This is a genomic window from Sphingomonas faeni (assembly GCF_040407565.1).
Taxonomy (GTDB): Bacteria; Pseudomonadota; Alphaproteobacteria; order Sphingomonadales; family Sphingomonadaceae; genus Sphingomonas; species Sphingomonas faeni_F.
Genome location: NZ_JAPZPR010000004.1, coordinates 455603 through 477356, shown reverse-complemented (window position 1 = coordinate 477356; position 21754 = coordinate 455603). Strand labels below are relative to the sequence as shown.

Below are 21754 nucleotides of genomic sequence, written 5' to 3'. Positions count from 1 at the left end.
CATGCATCAGACCATTCCCTACTCCCAGCGCGTCTATCTGATGTTCAAGCAAGGCGCGGACGGCCGGGTGACGCTCAGCTTCTCGCTGATGCCGCCCCCGCTTACCTCCGGCATGGTCGCCCTTTTGGTGCGCGGCGTGATCTACGACGGCGCGCTGCTATCGCTGCCGCTAGTAAGCGATCCGACGCAGGACGAGCACCTGCGCGGTCCGGCGGGCAAGGACGGCTCGAACGGCATCGATGGCGCATCCGCGTACCAGATTGCGCGCGCGGCCGGATATGGCGGGACGCAGACACAGTGGCTCGCCAGCCTGCGTGCTACCGACGGCAAGGATGGGAAGAACGGGCTCGACGGCAAATCGGCCGCGGCGCTGCTCGGGACGGTGACGATCGGGCAGACCGCGACCGTCGCGCTGACCGCCGGCGTTCGGCGCCTCGTGATCACCGTTCCCACGTCGATGGGGCTCGCGGCTGGCGATCCGCTTGCCCTGGCACCTACCAAGGCTATCGACGGCTACGCGATCCACGACGCGATCGCGGTGTCGTCGACATCGATCAACGTGGGCCTGACTGCGCCGCTGCTCGCGATCGGCGCCAGCTTCTCGATCCCGGCCAAGCTGTTCCGCCTCAACACCTGACATCGAACTGGAGAAGGCCATGACCAACCGGGCAGCAATGCGCGGCGCGGAGACGCGCGCGTGATCGACCGCAATTTTGACATGCGCGTCGCGGGCGGCGATCCCCTCGCGCTGCGCTACCGGCGCCAGCTGGCGGACGGCACCACGCGCGAGCTTCTCGGCGAGGTCTACGCCTTCACCATCTACCGGCCGGACGGCAGCACGGAGCCAGGCTGGAGCGCCGCCAGCACCATCGAGCAGGATCTAGACGGGGACTTCGCCGACATGGCCCTGCCCGCGGCCCTGAGTGCGGCGTTGGCGGGCGTAGTCGGGCTGAAGTGGGAACTGGCTGAGGTGCTGCTCGATGGCGGTCGCCAGCGCCGGCAGGGCGGCGCGCTCTACGTTTCGCGCTCGGCCGCCACGACCGCCGGCACCGCACCGCCCCTCGCGCAGGCGGACATCGACTGGATCATCGAAAGGGACGATAGCTGATGGCTAGAACGATCGTGCAGCTGCGCGGGGGCAAGGGTCTCAGCGCGGCAGAACAAGCATTCCTGGCTGGTCAGATCGCCGAACCGACGCAAGCCGCGCTTGACGCCTTCCTGCGTGCGCCAGCACTTGGCGCGGCCGATCAGGCGAGCGCCGATGTCGACGCTCTCATCGCCGCAACCGGCGAGGCGTTCGGGCAGGAGAAGGCTGCGCTGACCGCTCACGTTGCAGCCAAGGACGGACAGATCGACGCTGCGATCGCGACGGTAGGGCCGGCGCTGGCCGCGGCACAGTCCGACGTCGATGACGCAATCACTGAACTGGGCGAGACGACCAGTCAGAAGGTCGGCGAGGTTGATGACAAGCTCGCTAGCGTCGACGGAATCGTCGGCGTTCAGGTCAGTCGCGTAGATATGAAGCTTACCGCGGTTGATGGTACCATCAGTGGGCAGGTACTCCGCGTCGATACAAAGCTCGGCCAAGCTGACACGGCTATTGCCCAAGCGCAAACAGTGGTCGCCCAAGGCGTCGCAGTATCCAGCGGTTTTTCTGTGGCGTCGGTTGGCCCGGCGGGCACCGGAATAGCCAATACCGCGGCGTGGAATTTCTCGCGTCCGTCTCGCCGGGGCGGGTTCGACGTTTCGCTTAATTACGAAGAGGTCGCGGACAATCAGCTTCAAGCAGGCTACGACCTCACAACTGGCATATATATCGGCGCTTTGTTCGCTGGCGCGCGCGCAAACCTTGTCCGAGCGAACAGATGCGAAGGGTTCACGGCCGGGGTCGTCACGACGGGCTCCGGCAAGCTGCCGACAGCGAACGGCGACCCGTCCGGAAGCTCGACCTGGGCGATATCCGGAAGCGGCGGACTGACCTTGGAAGTCGTACAGGCAGTCACCGTCAACGGAATGAAGGGCTTGCGGATGCGAGCGAGCGGGACGGCAACAAGCACGTCATTCGCGCTGCATTTCGAAACAACTACCGGTGCGATGGCGGGTCCGTCGAAGACCTACACATCCTCGTTCTACATGCGTTTGTTCGCGGCACCCGGACCGCCGACCAGCTTCCGCCATCGCGTACGTGCGCTTACCGCGGCAGGCGGGGCTGTCTCGTCTGACACGGCAACGGTCTTCGTGCCCACGGCCTCGGTACTAAGGTTCCAGCGCCCATTCGCGTTCCCCGCGACCAGTACCATTGCGCGGGTCGACGCTGGCTTCGGCGCAATTCTTGTTAGCGGCAACAGCTACGACTTCACCTTCGACATCTTCGCGCCGCAGATCGAGGACGGCGGTTTCGCCAGCACCTTCATGCAGTCGCCAGCCGGTGTGTCCGCGAATCCGGTCCGGGCGGAAGGGGTGGCGACGGTAGCTGGGCAGTCCATAGCCTCGGTGATCGGGCAGTCTGGCTGCATGGTCGCCACCGTCAGCATTCAGGGTCTGACGGGGCCGGACGGCTTCGGCGTCCTGTCGCTTGGTGACGGCACCCAGAACAACGTCCTCGGCTTGCTGGTCAACGCTACGGGTACGGGCGTCGAGGGGCGGGTTGTTGCCGGCGGTGTTACAGCGACCGTGGCAACGGCCGCCATGACTGCGCAAGCGGCCGGGACGTTGTTCAAGGTCGCGCTGGCATGGGACGGTACGAATATTCAGGTCGCAGCACGCGGTACGGCCGGCACCAAGATAGCGCAGACGGTTGCGTTGCCTAAGGCCGCGATCACGCAAGCCATGATCGGGCGGTTCGGTGCACTTAACCCGCTGTTCGGCTCGATACTGTCTCTCGAGCTTCGCCCTGCCCCATCCTTCGACAGCGCTCTTGCGCTGCTGACCGCTTAGGAACGCCGATGCCAACGCTTCCCACCCTTGACGTTTTCGGTATGCCGATCGTGCCGGATTTTGCCCCATACGGCGAGTCGGCATTCACTAAGCTGCGGCGCGTTCGTACGCTATACGACTTCCGGTCGCCGTTCGATGGCGACTGGACCAGCGCCATTCAGCGGGCGATTGACAGCCAAGCCTACGTTGGAGTCCCTGACGGAGACTACGCTTACGCGGGCACGCCGCAGGACACCAAGGGCGGCGCTTTTCTGTATGCGCTGGGGCGGAAGGCCCGTTTCATTCCAAATTTACAGGTGGCACTTCAGATCAGCGGCGCGAGCAGCCGTTATTCGGGGATCACCTTCGCTCCCACGTCACAGGGCAACACGCTGTACCAGTTGCAGATTCTGGCGGGCGGCGAACAGACCGAACTTGAAGACATCAATTTCGCCGAGGGAAACAGCGGGATCAACATCGCTGCGCCATACTGCAACCTGCGCCGGATTCGGATGCGCGAGATGCGCGGATCGTGCATCAACCCGATTGGTAGCGGCGCGCACAACATCACGCTTGACGATATCTACATGCGGAACGGTTGCTTGGGCGGCATCCTGCCGTCGGATGGCGCCAATAACATCACGGCGCGGCGCATCCGCAAGTGGGTCGATCCCTCCAAGCAGACGCAATACATCAAGGATGTGGTCGCGGCGCTGGTCGCCGGCGGGGTGGGTACCGTCAATCAGCTGGGCGGCGATGTTTGGGCGAGCACCTCGGAATGCTACGACAACCAAGTCTATGACGCCTATGCGGCCGATGCGCGCGATGGCTCCGTTACCTTTTCAGGTCCCAACAACAAGCTGATTGGCGGATTCTTCAAGGGCGGGCTCGGTTCCGGTGTGGCGATCGGCGGAGATAACTGCACCGTCGATTCGGTTATGACCATTGGTCAGAAGAACGGGATTTACATGATCCCGAACTTCGGCGGGTCCGCGAAGCGTACGCGCGTGTCAAACTGCGATGCGCGCAACAGCGTTGAATACGGGTTCTGCGCGCAGGCCAACACTTACCGCCAGTGGGTGGCCGGCATGACGTACCCCAGCGACGCTCGGTTCACCTATTACGGACTGAACATCTACCAGTGCACGAGCGCAACGCAGTGGGGCACGATTCCGCCAACGCACACCAGCGGCACGGTGTCCGATGGCATCAACCTGCTGACGTGGGTTGGGTCCGATCCCGTTACGCTGGATAGCGATGACACGTCGCTGGTAAATTGTCGGGCTACCGGGTCGGGGCTTGGCGACTTCGCCCTCTTCGGCTCTGGCCGCATGACTGGGTTCGGTTGTTCAGGTACGCCGCGCACGCACTACAATTTCCCATCGCGCAGCGGCCTTAGCACGGCCGGCACATACGACTTCCGAGCGACCACTACCAGCGCGACGGCGGGCCTGATGACGACCGACGGCGCGGCGACGACCGCGGCCAACTCAATCCGCCTGTTGACGAATAAGACGCTCAACATCACGGGCACGATTTTCGCGCAAGATCAGACGACCGGCGACACCGCGGAATGGACGATTGATATTCTCGTCCGCCGGGGTGTTGATACGGCGTTCTCCGTTCTGCGCTCGATCGTAACGCCTGTTGTTAGCGACGCCGCGGCGTCGACTTGGACCGTCGCGCTAAGTAATGTCCCATCTCGCTACGAACTCGTCTTCACGGTGACGGGACAGGCCAGCAAAACAATTTTGTGGAAGGGCCTTTTCAGGATAGAAGAGCCGCTGCGAAACTTCACGGGGTTCTGATATGCCTGATATGTTCGAAGAGCAGGACATCGCGCTTGGGTTCGACTCGGACTTCGGTATCGACGAAGGCTCGGAAGAGTGGGTCGAACGCGAGATGGCCGAAGCGGGTATGATCCGCACCCCTATCGAGGGCGAGCTCATCCCGCATCCGTTCCAGCCGTTGCTGCGTGCTAGTTCCCGCGTGCAGCCTTAAGGCGCGCGGCGAACTTCTTACTATCCAACGCGATCGTGACCGGGGCAGCATCTGAAAAGCTGACCTCGGTTTGATCCGCGCCTGCCGGTTTGTAGGAAGCAACCGCTGCGATCCGCACGCCGAACGTCCGACCATCGGCAAGCGTGGTGTCGAGGAAAGTGTTGGTTTCGGCGGTTGCCATATCAGGTTCCTTTACGTTGAATGAAACGATCATATAGGACCGCGGCCTGCCCGTCAGGGCGTCGTGCCATTTTGTAACGAATGACCCCTGATCTCCGTTGGCAGTCTGCTGCGCTCAAGATTATCCGGGCGGAATGATACCGGAGACTCAGAATGATTAAAGGCGCGATCGACCTGCTGGAGAACGGCCGTGTCGGCGGTTGGATTTACAGCGAAGCAGTTGATCTTGAGGGCCAGCACGTCTTGGCTTTCGTCGGGCGACATTGCGTCGGGTCGGGGGTCGTCGGCATCTTCCGGCAAGATCTGTTCGACGCTGGGCTGGGCAATGGGCGTTGCGGCTTTTCATTCGATGCCGACGTGTCCGAGGGAGGGGGCGACGCACTTGTGATTCGGCTGGAAGACAGCGATCTTTCGCTGCTCCAGGTTAATAGCAAGGTGAGCAAGTTATGACCCGATCCGCGCTGCTGCTGATCCTCGCAATCGCGTCGCCGGTAACAGGGGCCCCAGTGCTAAGCCGGGCCGGTCCGCCCTCTGTGATATTCGATCAGGTCAACGACGGGTGCAACGGCGCGGATGGGCCGGACACGCCTGCGGTTGGCTTCAGAGACGCCTCGGGTCAGATAGTGCTCTATGCATCATCCTATCGGAACATACCTTTACGGGGGCGGACGCTGAAGAGTTTGCGGAAGACCTGCCAAAGCAGCTTCACCGCCAAAGGCGACCCCGACCCCGCGAAGCTCGATGACCGGGCATGGCTCGATGCGGTTTTTACGGCCGATGGGCGCAACGTCTTCGCACTGGCAAGCTCGGGTTACCTGCCTTACCGGCACAACGCCCCATGCGCCGCGAGCGGCGACCGGACGGCGTGCTGGTACAATGGCATCGTCGGGCTGCAGTCGAACGATGGCGGCGCGTCCTTCTCGTACATCGCGCGCCCGCCTGCTCAAATTCTGTTCGGACCGCCTCGTCAGTATTCGCAGGCAACCCGCAACCCGCCTGGCTACTTCTGGTCGACCAACATGGTCCAGCAGGGCGGCTATGGCTACGTCCTGATCCGGCGGCGCTCGGACGCTGGTGCCAGCGGAACGTGCGCGATGCGGGTACAGATCGGCTCGTGGCGCCGGTGGCAGTATTGGAACGGCTCGACGTTCTCGAACGTGACGCCGGCGGATACGGGCTACAACTGCACACTGCTCGGCGACGGCGACAGTTTCCCGGCGCGGGGCCTATACTATCATGACCGCACGAAGACATGGGTCGCGGTGTACGATAGCCGGGCTGGCGGTTCTCCGGCCGGGCGCGGCATCTATTACCGAACTTCGGCAAACCTCGGGACCTGGAGCGCACCGACGCTGGTCTCGTGGTTATCGACAGGGCCTAAGGGTGGTTCGCTGCCGTTCTCGGTTGCGTATCCATCGCTGCTCGATGAGCGGTCCTCAGATCGTAACTTCGGTCACATTGGCGACCGGCCCACGATGCTCTTCATGCAATATGTGGTGAGCTTCGGAAACGGTCGCCCGAAGCCGTCGCGCCAACTCGTCGCGATGCCGATCGCTATCCGCTAATCGAAGGAACGGGGCGACATTTGAGTTAGTCGATAATGTCGCCCCGTCGTTCCGTGAAATTGCGCTTCGATCCGCGGTTCTTCTTTTTCTTCGGCGATGCGTATTCCAAGCCGATGATGAGTGCCAAAAGGCCAAAGAAGAACAGCATCATCGCAAGCGTGTCGGGGTCGCCCCAGTCAAGATTTATTAGCCTCATCTGCGCCTGATACTCTGCCGCCCATGACGCGGCAATGACGGAGCGGGCGACCAGAGCCCGGATCTTTCCAAGCAACCAGTTTAACCACCTAGCGGTCCGTTTCGCGGGCCGCCCTTAGCCATGTCTGGAGCCCTACCATGAACAATAGCAGCTTCGCGGCCCAAGCGGTCGCGGAAGGACCGCAGACCCTTGCCCCGCCCAGCTTCAACGGGATGGGGTGGCTCGTCGTTATCAACCTCGCCGTCATGACGATCGCCACCCTGATCGGGGTCATGGTGATCGTAAAGCTCGTCGGCGACTGGGTGAAGTGCCGCGACCGGGACGTCTGGCTTTCGCCGGCCAGCATCTACCGCGTCCTCGGCATCCTGTTCGCGACGGGCATCACGCTCCGCTGCGGCGCGGAGGCGGTGAACCTATGGGGCTGGAACCCGCATGATCCGGTCGCGACAGGCATCTACCTGACTGCGAAGCGCCTGGTCGACCCCATCGCCGTCGCCTGCGGCATCGCCGGGCTCATGACATACATCCTGTCGGAGCCGGGCATGATCGAGCAGCAGCGCAAGATCCCGTTCCCGGTGGATATGTGGCTGGCTTGGCCGATGGTGAAGCGCATGCTCCGCCTCGGTCTGCTGACATTCGTCGCCGCGATCGGCGTGGTGTCGACGCGATGATCTGGCGGCTCATGGCAACCGCGGGGGCGGTTATTCCGGTCGCAGCAGCGGCCGTCGCAAAGACGGGGGCTACCGTGACGACTTCGACTCCTACCATCTGGTTCTTCCTCGGCTATCCGTTCGAGGCGGCCGGGATGATCGCGGCCTTGTTTGGCTGTGTGTCCGCCCGGTTCTGGATCGGTGCCGGCGAGATTGCGCGTCGCGAACATCGCTGGATCCTCGACGCACCAGTTTCCTGCATGACGCTGGCGGTCGCGGCCGGTCTGGTGATCAGCCTGCATCCCGAACCCCTCAGCGCTCTGCTGTACGGCGGCGGCGTCGGCATCCTCGGCGAAGGTGTGTTCAAGCTCGCTGAGCAGCGGATCGAAAAGCTGAAGGCCGTGATGGGCCTCGGCGACAAGCCCGCAGCGTAACGGCCCGCCTCAAACGCAGCGGAAATGCACGAGACGGGCCGGCCGGCACTGGCGGAGAGGGCCATCGGCAAGAGCTCGAATACCATCAGGCCTCGGTAGCTTCAACTTGGAAGGAATTACGATGACGACGGCATCAAAGCCGGCGACCGCCTCTGCGCGTTCTGCGCACGGGCTGGCGTCTCCGACGCAATTCTTCGCGGCGATCCGCCCCCTGTTCGGCACGATGTCGACGGCGCAGGTCGAAGGGATCGAGGCGAAGCTGGGGGCGTTTGCTGCGCAGGCATCGCCGCTGGCGTTCGCCGCGTACGGACTGGCGACGTCGTTCCATGAGACGGCGCAGAAGATGCAGCCGGTTCCAGAGATCGGCCGCGGCCGCGGCAAGGCGTACGGAAAGCCGGGCAAGCATGGGGGGCAGATCGCGTACGGCCGCGGCGATGTCCAGCTGACCTGGGACTACAACTACCAGCGCGCGGACGAAGAGCTCGGACTGAAGGGCGCGCTGACGTCCAACTACGATCGGGCGATGGAGACGGAGATCTCCGCACAGATTATGGTCCTCGGTATGACCGAAGGCTGGTTCACCGGAAAGCGTTTCGCCAGCTACCTGCCCGCGACGGGCCGCGCGACGGTCGCGCAGTTCACCTCGGCGCGGCGCATCATCAACGGGATCGATCGTGCAGAGAAGGTCGCCGGGTACGCTATGTCGTTCCAGGCTGCCCTTATCGCTGGGAGTTGGGCGTAGGGTCCGCCCTCCCCTTCGCCAGCGCTTCGGTCAGGACGATGTCCTGCGGTACGCCGATGTCGTCGCAGATGCGGGCGAACTGCGTCCCGGCCCACGTCACCCGGAACTCGGGAGGTTGGCGATCCTGTCCCGTCAGGGTCCGCCAGAGGACATCGAACGGCTCCCGATTCTTCGACAGCGTTATCGAGTAGAGGTAGGCCAGCGCCAGACGGACGCCGTGCTGCGGCTGTTTCAGCGGGCCGTCGACCTGAAGCCTTCTGATCGCGTCGTCGAGCACCACCAAGGCGATGAACGTCGTTCGGTTGGGCTTGGACACGGCAACATGGCTCCGACTCGTCAGAGCCGCGAGCTACACCGTTCCACGTTTGTTCTCAATTGCTGCCGCGCGTATCCGCGCCGGTTATCGCGTCGATCGCTACGGCAACCCGACGCCAGTCTTGGACTGCCACATCGTTGGCGAGGACATCCCCCAACTGGTCGATGATATACTCGGCGGTCATTTCGCCGTGCTCCGCAAGGATGGCGCTTGCCTTGATCCATATCTCGCGATCGGTCATCGCCCGTTGCAGTTTCATCGTTCAGTTTCGGCCTTACTTGACGCGTCCGCTTCGTCGAGCGCGGCGACGATCGCTTTTACCTCGGGTACGTAGCTTTCCCACATCGGACGCCCTTCGAACTTGGTGTTCTCCGGGAGACCGTGAAACCGACACATTGCTCGCGCGGCGTGCTCGATCCGTCGCGTGTCGCGGTCGCTCATCATATGTCGAGATCACGCCGTTCGATCTCGGCGAGCAGCGCGTCCGCCTGTTGGTCACCAGGCTCGCCCGTCGTCCGCTGGTAGGCCGCGAGCAGATCGGCGTCCGACATCGCCCTCGCCTGCTCGTTTTGCGTGTCGTTCCATTGGATCACGACCACGGCCCTTTCTTGGTAACCGGGACGGATGGTTTGCCGTAGCGCTCCGCGGCCTCATCCATGGTCAGAATAGGGATCGGCGTATATTCGCGCGTTGCGTATAGCCGGCGCAGGATCATCGCGAGATCGCGCTCCGTCAGGCCAGACGCCTCATCGATCAACTGGCCCTCGGGCAGCGGCTCAACCCAAGCAGCAAGGCGGTTGCACGCCTCTCCGAGTTCACGGTCTACGGAATCATCAAAGTCGGCCATTGCGCAGCCTATTCCGGCTCCGACGATTCGGGCAAGGTGAACCACATGGACGAACTCACCACTTCCATTGTCGGTATCGACTTCCCGAACGAGGACAAGTCGAAGAGCAACAGGCGGATGGAGTGCATGCTCTGCGCGCCTGGCGAACTGGTCGAGCTACGGCTCGAGCCGACCAACCCGTTCGACAGCAACGCCGTTGCTGTGTGGTCCGATCGCGGCGTCCAGCTGGGCTACGTCAGCGCCGAGCGTGCGCCCCTGATCGGCAAGCGGATGAAGGAAGACGAGGTCGCCGCGGTCTTCCAGGCGATGCACGGGAACGGGGCCTATATCCGGATCCGGTTCGGAGGCGGGTTACCTACCCTGCCCGACCCGGTCCCTGATGTTCCGAAGCCCGCCCCTCCCCGCCAGATGCGGCCGGCGCAGCGACCGGTGTACGATCCCCACGCGTTCTATCCTGATGAGGAAGGGCCGGAGTTCGGGGCGTGATAGGCTAGGAGCGCATGTTCTGACGGCGAAGCAACAGGATGATCTGCAGGCCGGCCTCGGTCGGGGCCATCTTAGAGCCCTTGCACGAGGGGCATTCAATTCTCCCGAACCCCATGTCGCCCGCATCTACCTTGCCGTCCCGGTCGCACCGGGTGCACGGCTCTTCGAGGGGAGGAAGCTTGCGCTCGGGCATCGGGCGACTCCTGTGGGAAGTTTCGAGGTCAACTTTCCCTATGATCACATCTGCCTGTAGCGCAGTCCAGCGCTTCCGGCCGCTCATAGATCGTCTTCGGGGCGCATTGACCACCAATCCTCAAGAGCGTCGCGAAGCTGATCGTGGACCGCGTCCTGCTCGGCTTGAGTTGTGCCTATGCCGCAACACTCGTTCTCGCCTTGGAACCACCAGACGATGATCCCATCGCCCTCATATTCGAACTCGACGTCCCGCTTTGCCCCGCGAAAATCTACCTCAGTTTCGTGCATCGTCATGCTCTCGCGCTCCTGAGGTTGGGATAGAGGGTGTCGATGTTCCCGTGCTCAACGCGGAAGCTCAGCGCGACGACGTTGGGGTTGTCCTGCCAGCGCTGCCCGGGTGCTTCGTGAAGACTAGACCACAGGGTGCAGAAGGACTCTCGCGCTCCTAGGCATCCCGTGCCGCTGCTATCGTAGCAGCGCCACTCGCCGCCCGCGCGCTCGATCCCCTCCGAGATCGCGTCACGGCTAGTGATCGATTGCAAAGGCTCGACCTTCACCCCCTCAACGATCAGAGTTAGGCGCGAAGCCCAGCGGGGCATGTGAATCGACGGCCGTGAGATACGGCGGCCCTTCGCGCGCGACTGATCGACCATCCGGAAATAGGCCGTGAGCGATGCGTCAGGGATATCGCCGGTATTTGGCCCGGTCTGGAAGCTGCGATCGTCTGCGGCAAACGTCACTTCAGCGTCGTGACCGGCCGACCACAGATGCATGCTCTCGCGAACATAGAGTCGATCGCCAACCTCGACCCGACGTAGCGGCGACGTTGCGAGCCTGCGCGTCTGCGTCTTGCGTCCAGCCAGCAGCGCGCGCACCATCGCGGCAGAGAATATGATGGGGCGATCAACCATGGCTGACGAGACCTTCGAGTTCACCTTTCTGATCAGCTTCAACCAGGATGTGCCGAAATGGGCGTGGGAAAAGGTCGGTCTCTACCGGGGCGTAATCACTGCCGAAGCTGTCGAACTCCTCGCCGGTCCTGCCAGCCCCCACCGGACGCTTCGGGAAGCCTTCGAGGACATTGAGGGCGCGGCCAAGAACATCGCGGGCGAGAAGGTGAAACGAGCCGCTGGCGTGATCACTGAGCCAGTGCTGGTTGAGGCAAGCGACGTTCCCTGAGCGGTCCGCCCCGCTTGGGGGGATCGGCGGGGGTATAATGCCCGCCGCCGAACGCGCCACAAGGGTTTCAGTTCGATAGGTGCCGGGACGGCGCAAACGAGCGCTCACCAAGGCGCATAGGTTCTCGGTCATGCTGCGATCTCCATCACGGCTTCGATGAAACCTTGCGCGACCGGCCCGACAATCGCGTTACCATAGCCGCGCAGACGTCCCACTCGATTGGCAGCCCCATGAGCCAGCGGGAATGTGCCGGGTTCAACTGGCCGCCACTTTCCATCCCGGCATCCGAGCCAGTCAGCATCTGACCAGACAGTGTGAGCCGATGGGGCTCCGTTATGACCGATGCCAGCTGGGTCGCGTCGTCCAGATTGCGTCGCCCCGATGCGAACCTCGCTATCGCTGTTTGCGGCGTCGCGCCCCGTCCGCCCGGATCTCCGTCCCTCGCTTGACAAGTCGGCCAGCCGGCTAGCCAAGCTGACCTCCCCAGCAGCGCATTGATTGGGACGTTCTCGCATTCCGAGCCGTCCTTCCAATCCCGTGTCGTCGGCGTTGGCCAGCCGGCAAGCTGCGCCGCTGATCCGATCGTATGGCCGAAGCCATTCCCGTTGATTCCCTTTGCCTTGATCGCTAGTCGCCGCGCCTCTCGTGCTTCGGGGTCCTCGTTCTGGTTGAACCCGCCCGCGTCCGGCGTGGGCCACCCAGTAGGATCGTTGGCGGATGTGCGGCGCACCGAAGCCCGCAGCGCACAGATCGGCAGCTGCGAAGGCCCTGCCCGATCCTTCCACGTCAGCTGATACAAGGTCGAGCCAAGCGAGGCCGTCTTTGCTCGCAACCTGCTCTCCAACGACGACTGGAGGATTGCACTGCTCGATGAGGTCGAAGAACGCAGGCCATAGATGCCGCTCATCATCAAACCCAGCGCCTTTGCCAGCCGCGGAGAAAGGCTGGCACGGGCAACTTCCCGTCCATATCGCTCGGTTATCCGGCCATCCGGCCAGACGCAGAGCATGGCTCCAGACGCCAATTCCCGCAAAGAAATGGCACTGAACATATCCGGCCAGGTCGTCGGGGCAGACATCTTCGATAGAGCGTTCATCTACGTCTCCAGGGGCGATGTGCCCGGCCTTGATGAGTTCGCGCAGCCATGCCGCAGCGAAGGGATCGTGTTCGTTGTAGTAGGCGCGCGGCGGCGCTCCGGGCTTCACCGAGCGCACAGCGCCAGCCCTCCACGAGAGCCGCCGAAATTAACTGGAATGACGCTCTGACGGTTTTCCATTTCACACCCTTTGTCTCGGTGGAAACAGCGGAGGTTTTCCGGTATTCTCGCGTCAGAAGCGCAGAGTTCTGCCGTGTCGGGTTAATTTACAGTTAACCATCCGGTCGAGGTCGAGAATGGCGCGGTTCCGTGGTTGGTACGGGTCTTGCTGCCTTGCCGTCATGTGGACCCGATTTGCCCGCCTCTTCATCATCAAGACCAAGTTCGAGGCGTTCCTCGTCATCTACGGCCTGGGGCTCGGCGCGGTCGAACGCGGGATGCACTATCTGCAGCAATATCCCGGCTATGGCGGATGGCTGTTGTTCGCCGCATGCCCGATCGCGGTTTTCATGGCCGGCGGACGGATCATCGATTCGGTCGATCACGCCCGCGATGGCTGAAACGTCGCAGCTAGAGCCTCTGCTGCGCCAGATGCAGATAGCGGCTCGAGAAGTCGGCGAGTTCGCGTAACGCATCCCATTGCGGAAAGCTGATTCGGCGGCGATTGCGTGTGATCAGGCCGTCGATCTCGAGTGACTTGATCGTGCGGTTCACATGCACCGCCGTCAGGCCGAGCGCATCGCCAAGCTGTTCCTGGCTCATCGGCAGTTCGTAGCCCTCGCCCCCGGTCAATCCCTGCATGTCGAGACGGATCGCGAACTCGCACAGGAAATGCGCCAGCCGCGACCGCGCGTCGCGGCGACCGATGTTGAGGATCCATTCGCGAAAGATCGAAGCTTCCACCAACGTGTTGATGAAGATCGCATTGCCGATCGACGCCCGCGTCCGCGCCAGTTCACGCAGGGCAGTGCGCGGGATCGTCGCCACTTCGGCGCGCGTGAGCGTCTGCACATTGTGATCGGCGACATCGAGGAACAGGTGCTGGAAATCGAGCGGTTCACCCGGGATGTGGAGCGAAACGATCTGCCGCATCCCCGCCCCGGTCAGCTTCTGGCGATAGGCGAACCCGGACAACAACACCGCGCATTGCTCGGGCGCGTCGCCCTCGCGGACCAGATAGGACGAGGGTTCGTAGGTCCGCAGCGTGTAGGGCAACGCAAGCATGGCCACCCGATCCGCCGCATCGAGCACGGCATGCGTCTCCAATTTACGGAGCATCAGCACCAAAGGGCTGGGCGTGGCAGTCATAAGGTATTCCCGCGAATATCGGGGCGGGAGCACATGCATCTCTCGGTCGCCGGTGCCCATAAATTCGACTGGCGATTGCATACAATAACATAGCTGGAACGTAGTCATTCAAATATATGTTAAGATAATTATTTCGTGCATAATAAACACTCGGCACATGCAAATAAATCTCAGATTTATAAAACCGAACGACATTTTATGCCGACAATAATCTATTTAGAATTACCACGCCTTTTATTCGCGAGGAGGCTGGAGCGGCGTCGTATATTTCTGCTTCATTCCGCAGCAATGTCGACGTTTGCATAGCAAACGTCGTTCGTCGCAAGCAGCAAGATTCCGCGAGTTTTGCCAGCACTCGAGACGAGCAGACGGCACTCGCTCCGAATGTTGCAACAGCAACGGCACGAAGCAAACCGCTAGCTACTAAGCAGCGATGACTTCAGATCGAAAGGATTATAGCGTCATTCGGCAATGCGGCGTTCGCCTCGGTCGAGGCCGGGACATCACCCAACTCGCTGCGCACTTGCGCCAAAGCGGATACCAAACAGTCGATGCAGTCGCTGAGCTTCGCACCAAGCAAGGGGTTGTCGCCTTCGTCAGCGATACGCAGTGCTTCCTCGACGAGGAAGACCATGGATTTCAACCGCGCGATCGTCTGTGCCTCGGTATGCATAAAGCCCCCGCCTCTACCCGTCGCCACAACATGCGCCTGATAGGGCCAAAAGCCAATCGCGGTGGACGCTGTTCAGCCAAGGTGTACCACCGTTCACCGTACCGGTGGGCTCTTCCAGCGCTGAACGAGCCCCGCGGCGACCATGTCGACCGAGTCGACTTCCGCTGCGATCTGTTGATGCAGGAAACCGGCGGCATCGCGGAAGCGGCGCGCCAGCGCATTGTCCGGGACGATTCCCAGCCCGACCTCGTTGGAAACCAGGATCACCCGCCCTTCCAGTCGCGCGATCGTTGCAACCAGCGCATCCGCGTGCGCCGAAACGTGTTCGTCGGCGAGCAGCAGGTTGGAAACCCACAGGGTCAGACAGTCGACCAACATGATCGCATCGACGCCGTCGGCGCCGGTCAACGCCGCCGCGAGCGCCAGCGGTGCCTCGATGGTCCGCCAGCGTGCATCGCGATCGGCACGATGCCGGGCAATGCGGTCTTCCATCTCGCCGTCGAACGCCTGCGCCGTCGCGATGTAGACAAGACATGCTGGTCCGCCTTCCTTCCCTGTAGCCACAGCCGTAGCCGATGCTTCGGCGACCTCCTGTGCATGGCGGCTCTTCCCGGAACGTGCGCCTCCCAGCACGAACAGGCTTTTGCCGAACGGCGCTCCTACGGATTGCATTGCGCGGGGTCCTTCATGCTTGCGGGTTGCAGCGGGAATGACGATGACGCGGCGAAGATCAAGCGAAAGCCCGCTTGGTCCGAGCGAAAGACAGCATGAACACCTTGCGCATCCACGGTGGACGGATCGATTTCGCCGCCGTTCGATATCCGGATGCGCCGCGACCATGGCTCGATCTGTCGACGGGTATCAATTCCGTGGCCTGGACGCCCGCCCTGGAGCTGGCTGTCGATGTAACGACATTGCCCTCGCCGGACGCGATCCTGGCGCTTGAGGCGGCGGCGGCGGACATGTTCGGTACCCGTCCGGACCGCGTCGTGGCGCTGCCCGGCAGCGAGATCGGCCTGCGACTGCTCGACGGCCTGGACCTGCCCGCACCCGTCCATTACGCCGTCCCGAGCTACGGCACGCACCGCGAAGCGATCGCTGGGGCTGTGCCTGTTGCCCGAGCCGCCATAAACGAGATCGATGGCGGGACGCTCATTCTCGCCAATCCCAACAATCCCGATGGTATCCGCGACACGCCGGCCCGGCTCCTGGCGCTGCTCGGTCGGGGCGGCTGGCTCGTCGTCGACGAGGCCTTTGCCGACGCGACCCCGGAGTCGAGCATCGCTCCCGTGCTGGGTGACGACGATCGCGCGATCGTGTTCCGGTCGTTCGGGAAGTTCTTCGGGCTGCCGGGCGTTCGCCTGGGATTCATGATCGCGCCCCCTGGGCAGGTCACGGCGATGCGGGGACGCCTTGGGAGCTGGCCGATTTCCGCACATGCCGCAGCCTACGGGATCGCCGCGTATCGCGACACGGACTGGATCGCGCAGGCGCGTATCGCGATTGCCGCCCGTGCCGCACGGCTCGATGCGCTCCTCGCCGATCACGGGCTGGTCGCCCAAGGCGATTGCCCGCTGTTCCGTCTTGTCGAGAGCGACGCCGCCGCGGTGCTGTTCGAGCGCCTCGCATGCGCCGGGATCTTGTCCCGTCCGTTCGATTATGCGCCGCGCTGGTTGCGGCTGGGCGTGCCCGGCAGCGATGCTGGGTTCGCACGGCTGGAGCGCGCGCTGGCGCATGGCTGAGCCAGTCGCGATCATGGCGGTGCTGGTCGACATTGCGGTCGGCTGGCCGGCGTCGCTCTACCGACGGATCGGCCATCCGGTGGGGGGATTTGCGCAGCTGATCGCGGGGGGCGAGAGGCGCTGGAACCGCGACGATGCGTCGGACGCCACCCGGCGTGCCGCAGGTGTGGCCACGCTGGCGATCGTCGTCGGCGTCGCGATCGGCGCCTCTTCCGCGGCCGTCGCGCTCGCTCGGCTCGTACTAGGCCCTGTCGCGTGGCTCGCGATCGGCCTGATGGCGGCACCCGGTCTGGCCATCCGCAGCCTGTACGACCATGTCGTCCCGGTCGCCCGCGCGCTCGAGACCGACACGATCGACAGCGCACGCGCGCGCGTTGCGATGATCGTCGGTCGCGATGTCGCCGACCTCGACGAAGCCGCTGTCGCGCGGGCGGCGATCGAGAGCCTTGCGGAAAGCGTGTGCGACGGCGTGGTCGCGCCGCTGTTCTGGCTGCTGGTCGCCGGCCTGCCGGGACTTTGGGCCTACAAGGCGATCAATACCGCCGACAGCCTGATCGGGCACCGCGAGCAGCGCTGGCGCGCGTTCGGCTGGGCGGCGGCGCGGACCGACGATGTCGCCAACCTGATCCCCGCGCGGATCAGCGGCGTGCTGCTGTGTCTTGCCGGGTTCGGCGGGTGGCGGACGATGTGGCGCGACGCCGGCAACCACGCGTCTCCGAACGCGGGCTGGCCCGAGGCGGGTATGGCCGGTGCCCTCGGCCTGAGGCTTGCCGGCCCGATCGGCTATGACGGCGCGTACGTCGCCAAGCCGTATATCGGTGACGGCCGCGCGGACGCCACGGCGGGCGATCTCCGCGCCGCGCTCGCGATCTATCGGAGGGCGTGCGTTCTTCTTCTCGTCATTGCGGGGGGTGTCGCATGGGCGCTCTGATGATCCAGGGTACCGGCTCGGACGTGGGCAAGTCGGTGCTCGTCGCGGGGCTGTGTCGCGCCTTCGCCAATCGCGGGCTGTCGGTCCGGCCGTTCAAGCCGCAGAACATGTCGAACAACGCCGCCGTCACCGCCGATGGTGGCGAGATCGGTCGTGCGCAGGCCACGCAGGCGATCGCGTGCCGGGTCGAACCGAGCGTCGACATGAACCCGGTGCTGCTGAAGCCACAGGGCGACCGTACCTCGCAATTGATCGTTCGGGGGCACGTGCGCGGGACGCTCGCCGCGGCGCGCTGGCGTGAGGGGCGCGAAGGATTGCTGGTCGACGTGCTCGACAGTTTCGCACGGCTGTCGGCGACCTGCGACCTGGTCATCGTCGAAGGCGCGGGCAGCCCGGCGGAGATCAACCTGCGCGCCGGCGACATTGCCAACATGGGGTTCGCGCGCGCTGCCGACGTGCCGGTCATCCTGGTTGGCGACATCGACCGCGGCGGTGTCATCGCGGCGATCGTCGGCACGCGCGCGGTGATCGATGCCGGCGACGCGGCAATGATCCACGGCTTCCTGATCAACAAGTTCCGCGGCGATCCGGCGCTGTTCGACGACGGCTACCGCGCGATCGAGGCACGCAGCGGGTGGCGCGGATACGGTGTCGTACCGTGGCTGGCCGACGCGGTCCGCCTGCCGAGCGAGGACGCGGTGATCCTCGAACGCGCCTCCGCCAAGCAGAACCGGCAGGTGACGATCGCCTGCCCGATCGCGCCGCGGATCGCCAATTTCGACGACCTCGATCCCCTCCGGCTAGAGCCTGGCGTAGCGCTCGTCATGGTGCCGCCGGGAACGCCGATCCCCGATGCCGACATGATCGTGCTTGCGGGCTCGAAGGCGACGATCCCCGATCTCGCTTTCGTCCGCGCGCAAGGCTGGGACATCGACATCCGCGCGCATCACCGCCGCGGCAAGCCGGTGCTCGGGCTGTGCGGCGGATATCAGATGCTCGGCCGCAGCATCGCCGATCCGGACGGGATCGAGGGCCCTGCCGGTCGGGTCGACGGGCTCGGGCTACTTGACGTCGACACGGTCCTGACCGGGCGGAAAACACTGGAGCGGGTCCGCGGTCGTGCGCAGGGCGCGGCGTTCGAAGGCTATGAGATGCACATGGGTGTCACGACCGGCGCCGCGACCCGACGCCCGGTAGGGCACCGCACCGATGGCAGCCCCGAAGGCGCGACCAGCGCCGACGGGCTCGTCTCGGGAAGCTATGTCCACGGCCTGCTCGCGCTCGCGGAGCAGCGGGCAGCATGGCTTGCCCGCCTCGGAGTCGAGGCAATCGGCCCCGACCATGCCGCCTCGATCGACGCTGCGCTCGATGCGATCGCCGCGACACTCGAACGGCACGTCGACCTCGACGCCATGCTCGCCCTAGCCCAGCGCAGCGGCGACCGCGGAGATCGCGAGTAACAGTCCGGTCTCGACGAGTTCGATGCCCGCTCCGTGTGCGTCGCCGGTGATCCCGCCGATCTTGCGGTGCAGCCACGCGGCAAAGCCGAGGATCAGGAAGGGCGCGGCGATCAGTGCGGGCACCGTGACGCTCGCCAGGAGCAACAGCAGCCCCCAACCCACCAGATCGCGGCCCCTGACCGCGTGCGATACCGCTGCGCCGAGCCCTCCAGGCCGCAGCGGCGGCAACAGCCTCGCCCATGCCAGCGGCCCTGCCCGCGCGACGCCGGGGACAAGGATCAGCGGCCACCACGCAACGACACCAATCGCGTGCAGCGTGACGAGCTTGGCGAGCATCTGCCCAACGAGCACGACCACGCCGAAGCTGCCGATATGCGGTTCGGCCATCACCGCCAGCAGCCGCGTCCGATCGCCATGCGCGGCGCCGAGGCCGTCGGCGAGGTCGGCAAGGCCATCGAGATGCAGCGCGCCCGTGACCGCAATCCACACCAGCAGGGCAGCGCACGCACCAACCCAGGGATCGATCAGCGCCCCCGACCAGCCGGCGCCTGCAACGAGGCCGCCGATCGCCACTCCGACCAGCGGATACAGCCGGATCGCCGCCGCGAAATCATCGGATCGGCTCGCGACCTGCGGCATTGGCAGCCGGGTCAGGAAGCCGAATGCGACGACCAGTCGCCTCATGTTGCGAGACCGACGATCTGGGCCACCGGGCGCGCGGCCGGCGCATCGCTTCGCCATACTCGCAGCGACACCAGCGCCGCATAAGGCAGGTCGAATGCCCAGATCAGCTGCCGGTCGAACCCGCACAGCGCCGCCAGCGCCGCCCGGATCGCACCGCCATGCGTCACGACGAGCGTCGTTTCGCTGCGAATGTCGGCCAACGCCGCAGCGACGCGCGCCTGCAATGCTGACCAGCGTTCGCCGCCCGGCGGATGTGCTGCGTCCGGATCGTCGTAGAACCCCGCCAACGCCGTTGGATCGATCGATGATGGCAACTGGCCGTCCCATTCGCCGAAATCGAGCTCGCGCCACCGAAGATCCTGCCCGACCGTCAGTCCGAGCCGCGCGGCGATCGGGCTCGCACAGTCCCGCGCGCGGACGAGATCCGACGATACGATGTGCTCGACCGCCAGCCCCCCCGCGCGCGCCATACAGGCGGCAATGCCGGACTGCGTGACCGGATCGTCTGTCCGGCCGAGCAGCCGCCCCACCCTCTGGGGAACGCCATGCCGCATCAGGTACAGCATGTGCGGCACCGTCATGCCTCCGAAACACCCGCTTCCGCAAAGGTCGCCATGCCATCATGAGCCGTCAGGGCGGCGCGGACGAGCATCGTGGCGGTCGCCGCGCCGCTGCCTTCGCCGAGCCGCATGCCGAGCGAGAGCAACGGATCGAGGCCGAGCGCGTCGAGCAGTCGTGTATGACCAGGCTCGGTCGAGCGATGCCCCGCCAGGCAGTGCGCGACGATGTCGGGACAGATCGCGGCCAGTGGCGCAACCGCCGAACAGCAGATGAAACCGTCGAGCATGACCGGTACGCCTCTCAGCCGCGCCGCTACCAGCGCGCCCGCGATGGCCGCCAGTTCGCGACCACCCAGTCGCCGCAGGATCTCGAACGGCGTCGTCAGCGATCCCCGGTGAAGCGCGAGGCCCGCATCGACCGCCTCGCCCTTTCGCGCGATCCCGCTTGCGTCGACGCCCGTTCCCGGCCCGACCCAATCCGCCGCCGCTCCATCGAAACTGGCCGCGCACAGAGCCGCGGCGACGGTGGAGTTGCCGATCCCCATCTCGCCGAGGATCAGCAGATCGATGCCTTTGGGAACAGCCGCCGCGCCGATGTTGAGCGCGGCCAGGCACTCCTCTTCGGACATCGCGGGTGCAAGCGTGAAGTCCGCGGTCGGACGATCGAGGTCGATCGGGACGATCGCGAGGTCGATCCCGGCGGCGGCACACAGCGCATTGGCCGCGCCCCCGCCCCGCTCGAAATTGGCGACCATCTGCGCGGTCACCGCCGCAGAAAACGCGCTGACGCCGCGCGCGACGACGCCGTGGTTGCCGGCGAAGATGATCCCCGAAACACGGTCGAGCCGTGGCCGCGCATGCCCCTGCCAGCCCGCCATGAAGATCGCGATGTCTTCCAGTCGCCCGAGCGACCCCCGCGGTTTGGTCAGGCTGTCCTGGCGCGCGATCGCGGCCGTCCGCGCTGCCTCGTCAGGCTGCGGCAACGCGGCCAGTGCCGCCAGAAACGCAGGCGGCGATGCGAACGCGGTCATTCGACGACGAACCCGGCAGGCGGGGTGCGGGTGATGAAATGTCCCTTCACGCCCTGCGGCCATTGCTTGAACGGGACCTGCCCAACCGCGCTTTCGCCATAGAGCCGCGCATAGTCGAGGATGGCCCGCGCGGCATCTTCGGTCGGCTCGAACCGGCCGAGGACGTAGCCGACCTTGGCCGGTGCGCGCAGGTGGATGGTGCAGAAATCCTGACACGCGAACAGGCAGGGCATCTCCTGGACGGCGACGTCGGCATAGGCCGCATCGCTCGCCTGTACCGTCTTCAAAGCCTGGACGAGACGCGCGCCACCGCGCCGGCCCTCGTCGTCGTCACGCGCATCGCAGGAATGGCGGCAGGTGTTGCAGGCGACGACCGCGACACCATCGGCGACCGGCTTCAACATGAGAAGGTTCGAGCAGGAACGAACGGAAAACGAACTGCATTCGGCATGGAAAACCCCTTCGGACAGTCGATATCGCGTCACGCGAAGGGCAAAAGGCGCACGCCTTCGGCCTCCGCGAGACGCGAAGCGATGTCGTCACTCGGGGTGTTACCCGTCCG

34 protein-coding genes are annotated in these 21754 nt (G+C 64.5%); 16 read left to right on the top strand and 18 right to left on the bottom strand.

Annotation, left to right across the window (positions count from 1 at the left end; translation table 11 throughout):
* Window position 1 precedes the first annotated feature (1 nt).
* Genes O6Y00_RS11175 through O6Y00_RS11155 form a run of 5 tightly spaced genes read left to right on the top strand, consistent with a single transcriptional unit; the run spans window position 2 to window position 4917 of the window.
* Window positions 2–637 (top strand): hypothetical protein, encoded by a 636-nt coding sequence (locus O6Y00_RS11175; RefSeq protein ID WP_353442664.1) that lies wholly within the window; start codon window positions 2–4, stop codon window positions 635–637.
* A gap of 60 nt (window positions 638–697) precedes the next feature.
* Window positions 698–1108 carry a hypothetical protein gene (locus O6Y00_RS11170; RefSeq protein ID WP_353442663.1) on the top strand — a complete coding sequence of 137 codons (411 nt, stop codon included), beginning with the start codon at window positions 698–700 and terminating at the stop codon, window positions 1106–1108.
* Window positions 1108–2937: a hypothetical protein gene (locus O6Y00_RS11165; RefSeq protein ID WP_353442662.1), complete on the top strand. Its 1830-nt coding sequence runs from the start codon at window positions 1108–1110 to the stop codon at window positions 2935–2937. The genes O6Y00_RS11170 and O6Y00_RS11165 overlap by 1 nt, the downstream gene beginning before the upstream one ends.
* A gap of 8 nt (window positions 2938–2945) precedes the next feature.
* Window positions 2946–4724, top strand: a complete 1779-nt coding sequence (locus O6Y00_RS11160; protein ID WP_353442661.1) for a hypothetical protein — start codon at window positions 2946–2948, stop codon at window positions 4722–4724.
* Window position 4725: 1 nt separating this feature from the next.
* On the top strand, window positions 4726–4917 hold the full coding sequence (locus tag O6Y00_RS11155) for a hypothetical protein (RefSeq protein WP_353442660.1): 192 nt from the start codon (window positions 4726–4728) through the stop codon (window positions 4915–4917).
* On the opposite strand, the gene O6Y00_RS11150 is transcribed toward O6Y00_RS11155, so the two are convergent.
* Entirely contained in the window at window positions 4895–5131 is a 237-nt protein-coding gene (locus tag O6Y00_RS11150; RefSeq protein WP_353442659.1) for a hypothetical protein, read from the bottom strand. The two genes, O6Y00_RS11155 and O6Y00_RS11150, sit on opposite strands and share 23 nt — an antisense overlap.
* A gap of 119 nt (window positions 5132–5250) precedes the next feature.
* Here O6Y00_RS11150 and O6Y00_RS11145 point away from each other — a divergent pair, with 119 nt between their 5' ends.
* Window positions 5251–5547 carry a hypothetical protein gene (locus O6Y00_RS11145; RefSeq protein WP_353442657.1) on the top strand — a complete coding sequence of 99 codons (297 nt, stop codon included), beginning with the start codon at window positions 5251–5253 and terminating at the stop codon, window positions 5545–5547.
* Window positions 5548–5777: 230 nt separating this feature from the next.
* Window positions 5778–6662 (top strand): hypothetical protein, encoded by an 885-nt coding sequence (locus O6Y00_RS11140; RefSeq protein WP_353442656.1) that lies wholly within the window; start codon window positions 5778–5780, stop codon window positions 6660–6662.
* A gap of 25 nt (window positions 6663–6687) precedes the next feature.
* Here the strand turns inward: O6Y00_RS11140 and O6Y00_RS11135 are convergent, their stop codons facing one another.
* Window positions 6688–6933: a hypothetical protein gene (locus O6Y00_RS11135; RefSeq protein WP_353442655.1), complete on the bottom strand. Its 246-nt coding sequence runs from the start codon at window positions 6931–6933 to the stop codon at window positions 6688–6690.
* Window positions 6934–6995: 62 nt separating this feature from the next.
* On the opposite strand from O6Y00_RS11135, the gene O6Y00_RS11130 reads away from it, so the two are divergent.
* From O6Y00_RS11130 to O6Y00_RS11120, 3 genes are all read left to right on the top strand, one after another.
* Window positions 6996–7529: a hypothetical protein gene (locus O6Y00_RS11130; protein ID WP_353442654.1), complete on the top strand. Its 534-nt coding sequence runs from the start codon at window positions 6996–6998 to the stop codon at window positions 7527–7529.
* Window positions 7530–7603: 74 nt separating this feature from the next.
* On the top strand, window positions 7604–7942 hold the full coding sequence (locus O6Y00_RS11125; RefSeq protein WP_353442653.1) for a hypothetical protein: 339 nt from the start codon (window positions 7604–7606) through the stop codon (window positions 7940–7942).
* 121 nt (window positions 7943–8063) lie between these two features.
* On the top strand, window positions 8064–8684 hold the full coding sequence (locus tag O6Y00_RS11120; RefSeq protein WP_353442652.1) for a hypothetical protein: 621 nt from the start codon (window positions 8064–8066) through the stop codon (window positions 8682–8684).
* Here O6Y00_RS11120 and O6Y00_RS11115 read toward each other — a convergent pair.
* Genes O6Y00_RS11115 through O6Y00_RS11095 form a run of 5 tightly spaced genes read right to left on the bottom strand, consistent with a single transcriptional unit; the run spans window position 8662 to window position 9847 of the window.
* On the bottom strand, window positions 8662–9000 hold the full coding sequence (locus O6Y00_RS11115) for a hypothetical protein (RefSeq protein WP_353442651.1): 339 nt from the start codon (window positions 8998–9000) through the stop codon (window positions 8662–8664). The genes O6Y00_RS11120 and O6Y00_RS11115 overlap by 23 nt on opposite strands.
* A 55-nt stretch (window positions 9001–9055) precedes the next feature.
* Complete coding sequence (locus O6Y00_RS11110) at window positions 9056–9241, bottom strand: hypothetical protein (RefSeq protein WP_353442650.1); 186 nt, start codon at window positions 9239–9241, stop codon at window positions 9056–9058.
* Window positions 9242–9255: 14 nt separating this feature from the next.
* On the bottom strand, window positions 9256–9441 hold the full coding sequence (locus tag O6Y00_RS11105) for a hypothetical protein (protein ID WP_353442649.1): 186 nt from the start codon (window positions 9439–9441) through the stop codon (window positions 9256–9258).
* Entirely contained in the window at window positions 9441–9593 is a 153-nt protein-coding gene (locus tag O6Y00_RS11100) for a hypothetical protein (protein ID WP_353442648.1), read from the bottom strand. The genes O6Y00_RS11105 and O6Y00_RS11100 overlap by 1 nt, the downstream gene beginning before the upstream one ends.
* Window positions 9590–9847 carry a hypothetical protein gene (locus tag O6Y00_RS11095; protein ID WP_353442646.1) on the bottom strand — a complete coding sequence of 86 codons (258 nt, stop codon included), beginning with the start codon at window positions 9845–9847 and terminating at the stop codon, window positions 9590–9592. The genes O6Y00_RS11100 and O6Y00_RS11095 overlap by 4 nt, the downstream gene beginning before the upstream one ends.
* A 45-nt stretch (window positions 9848–9892) precedes the next feature.
* Between O6Y00_RS11095 and O6Y00_RS11090 the strand changes: the two genes are divergently transcribed.
* A complete protein-coding gene (locus O6Y00_RS11090; protein WP_353442645.1) occupies window positions 9893–10333 on the top strand; it encodes an HIRAN domain-containing protein in 441 nt (146 codons plus the stop codon).
* Between the two features lie 4 nt (window positions 10334–10337).
* On the opposite strand, the gene O6Y00_RS11085 is transcribed toward O6Y00_RS11090, so the two are convergent.
* The 3 genes from O6Y00_RS11085 to O6Y00_RS11075 all read right to left on the bottom strand — a co-directional run bounded on the left by O6Y00_RS11085 (window position 10338) and on the right by O6Y00_RS11075 (window position 11439).
* Window positions 10338–10526, bottom strand: coding sequence for a hypothetical protein (locus tag O6Y00_RS11085; protein ID WP_353442643.1), 189 nt, complete (start codon window positions 10524–10526; stop codon window positions 10338–10340).
* Between the two features lie 83 nt (window positions 10527–10609).
* Window positions 10610–10822 carry a hypothetical protein gene (locus O6Y00_RS11080; RefSeq protein ID WP_353442642.1) on the bottom strand — a complete coding sequence of 71 codons (213 nt, stop codon included), beginning with the start codon at window positions 10820–10822 and terminating at the stop codon, window positions 10610–10612.
* Window positions 10819–11439, bottom strand: coding sequence for a hypothetical protein (locus tag O6Y00_RS11075; protein ID WP_353442641.1), 621 nt, complete (start codon window positions 11437–11439; stop codon window positions 10819–10821). The genes O6Y00_RS11080 and O6Y00_RS11075 overlap by 4 nt, the downstream gene beginning before the upstream one ends.
* On the opposite strand from O6Y00_RS11075, the gene O6Y00_RS11070 reads away from it, so the two are divergent.
* On the top strand, window positions 11438–11707 hold the full coding sequence (locus tag O6Y00_RS11070; protein WP_353442640.1) for a hypothetical protein: 270 nt from the start codon (window positions 11438–11440) through the stop codon (window positions 11705–11707). The genes O6Y00_RS11075 and O6Y00_RS11070 overlap by 2 nt on opposite strands.
* Window positions 11708–11835: 128 nt before the next feature.
* Here the strand turns inward: O6Y00_RS11070 and O6Y00_RS11065 are convergent, their stop codons facing one another.
* Window positions 11836–12912 (bottom strand): DNA cytosine methyltransferase, encoded by a 1077-nt coding sequence (locus tag O6Y00_RS11065; protein WP_353442693.1) that lies wholly within the window; start codon window positions 12910–12912, stop codon window positions 11836–11838.
* A 232-nt stretch (window positions 12913–13144) separates the two neighbouring features.
* Between O6Y00_RS11065 and O6Y00_RS11060 the strand changes: the two genes are divergently transcribed.
* Complete coding sequence (locus O6Y00_RS11060) at window positions 13145–13363, top strand: hypothetical protein (RefSeq protein ID WP_353442639.1); 219 nt, start codon at window positions 13145–13147, stop codon at window positions 13361–13363.
* A 10-nt stretch (window positions 13364–13373) separates the two neighbouring features.
* On the opposite strand, the gene O6Y00_RS11055 is transcribed toward O6Y00_RS11060, so the two are convergent.
* The 3 genes from O6Y00_RS11055 to cobU form a co-directional block, all read right to left on the bottom strand.
* Window positions 13374–14111: a Crp/Fnr family transcriptional regulator gene (locus tag O6Y00_RS11055; RefSeq protein ID WP_353442638.1), complete on the bottom strand. Its 738-nt coding sequence runs from the start codon at window positions 14109–14111 to the stop codon at window positions 13374–13376.
* 439 nt (window positions 14112–14550) lie between these two features.
* A complete protein-coding gene (locus O6Y00_RS11050) occupies window positions 14551–14784 on the bottom strand; it encodes a hypothetical protein (RefSeq protein WP_353442637.1) in 234 nt (77 codons plus the stop codon).
* A gap of 93 nt (window positions 14785–14877) precedes the next feature.
* Window positions 14878–15456, bottom strand: a complete 579-nt coding sequence (gene cobU, locus O6Y00_RS11045) for a bifunctional adenosylcobinamide kinase/adenosylcobinamide-phosphate guanylyltransferase (RefSeq protein WP_353442636.1) — start codon at window positions 15454–15456, stop codon at window positions 14878–14880.
* Window positions 15457–15551: 95 nt separating this feature from the next.
* Here cobU and O6Y00_RS11040 point away from each other — a divergent pair, with 95 nt between their 5' ends.
* Genes O6Y00_RS11040 through O6Y00_RS11030 form a run of 3 tightly spaced genes read left to right on the top strand, consistent with a single transcriptional unit; the run spans window position 15552 to window position 18917 of the window.
* The gene (locus O6Y00_RS11040; protein WP_353442635.1) at window positions 15552–16526 is read left to right on the top strand and encodes an aminotransferase class I/II-fold pyridoxal phosphate-dependent enzyme; all 975 of its coding nucleotides are present in this window, start codon (window positions 15552–15554) and stop codon (window positions 16524–16526) included.
* Entirely contained in the window at window positions 16519–17457 is a 939-nt protein-coding gene (cbiB, locus tag O6Y00_RS11035; RefSeq protein WP_353442634.1) for an adenosylcobinamide-phosphate synthase CbiB, read from the top strand. The genes O6Y00_RS11040 and cbiB overlap by 8 nt, the downstream gene beginning before the upstream one ends.
* Complete coding sequence (locus O6Y00_RS11030; RefSeq protein WP_353442632.1) at window positions 17445–18917, top strand: cobyric acid synthase; 1473 nt, start codon at window positions 17445–17447, stop codon at window positions 18915–18917. Before cbiB ends, O6Y00_RS11030 begins: the two co-directional genes overlap by 13 nt.
* Here the strand turns inward: O6Y00_RS11030 and cobS are convergent.
* From cobS to O6Y00_RS11010, 4 genes are read right to left on the bottom strand one after another with little or no spacing between them, the layout of a single operon-like run.
* A complete protein-coding gene (cobS, locus tag O6Y00_RS11025; protein WP_353442630.1) occupies window positions 18879–19601 on the bottom strand; it encodes an adenosylcobinamide-GDP ribazoletransferase in 723 nt (240 codons plus the stop codon). The genes O6Y00_RS11030 and cobS overlap by 39 nt on opposite strands.
* Window positions 19598–20182, bottom strand: a complete 585-nt coding sequence (locus O6Y00_RS11020; RefSeq protein ID WP_353442629.1) for a histidine phosphatase family protein — start codon at window positions 20180–20182, stop codon at window positions 19598–19600. Before O6Y00_RS11020 ends, cobS begins: the two co-directional genes overlap by 4 nt.
* Complete coding sequence (gene cobT / locus O6Y00_RS11015; protein WP_353442628.1) at window positions 20179–21192, bottom strand: nicotinate-nucleotide--dimethylbenzimidazole phosphoribosyltransferase; 1014 nt, start codon at window positions 21190–21192, stop codon at window positions 20179–20181. Before cobT ends, O6Y00_RS11020 begins: the two co-directional genes overlap by 4 nt.
* Window positions 21189–21596, bottom strand: a complete 408-nt coding sequence (locus O6Y00_RS11010; RefSeq protein ID WP_353442627.1) for a DUF1636 domain-containing protein — start codon at window positions 21594–21596, stop codon at window positions 21189–21191. Before O6Y00_RS11010 ends, cobT begins: the two co-directional genes overlap by 4 nt.
* Window positions 21597–21754 lie beyond the last annotated feature (158 nt).